Below are 604 nucleotides of genomic sequence, written 5' to 3'. Positions count from 1 at the left end.
GTATAAATATTTGAAGATGTCGGTCTATGCACCTGCAAAGAGTGCACTCGCAGGCTGGTTGGAGAACTACCAAAAGATATGGATTCGCCCGATGAATAATCTGTGGGGTCATCCCGGCAATAATCCTTCTCCCTCTTCAGGGCAACAGCTGTGGAACTCAAATCAATATGAGATTCCGGATGGTGACTTGCAGCAATGGGCTACCATCACCTTTGACCTCTCCAATTCCGTAGGCACGCACAACCGCTTAATAGCCATCAATCCGGGCTGCGAACTAACTCCGGCATGGTCAATGCTCGTCTTCTATTTTGCCGATATTCGCTTCACAAAAGAATAAGCAAGGCAAAAAAAGCGCAAAAGAGGCTGCTCTCAAAAAAAGAGAGCAGCTTTTTGTGTGCACCCTATTTATCAGGGCAAACGCACCAAAATTCAGTGAAACCTGCAATTTTGCTCCCGTCTGTTACCCCGTAGGGTGGGGTTGGGATATGCCGACAATCAAGGTGTAATGGACAAAATTCAGGCTAAAAAAGAGCCGTTTGTTTCAAGTGGACAAAATTCAGGCTAAATATTTTTGAGGATGAATAAATCCTGATCAACTATTCAT

Annotated in this window: 1 protein-coding gene; it reads left to right on the top strand. The window is 44.7% G+C overall.

All coding sequences use genetic code 11. The annotated features are described in order from the left end of the window. Positions 1–337, top strand: a 337-nt coding sequence (locus tag ASC50_RS03280; protein ID WP_226995368.1) for a hypothetical protein, incomplete at its 5' end; no start/stop codon positions are given. Positions 338–604 lie beyond the last annotated feature (267 nt).

This window comes from Candidatus Symbiothrix dinenymphae (assembly GCF_001431085.1).
Note: the sequence above shows the minus strand (reverse complement) of the source record. Positions and strands in the feature narration are given on the sequence as shown.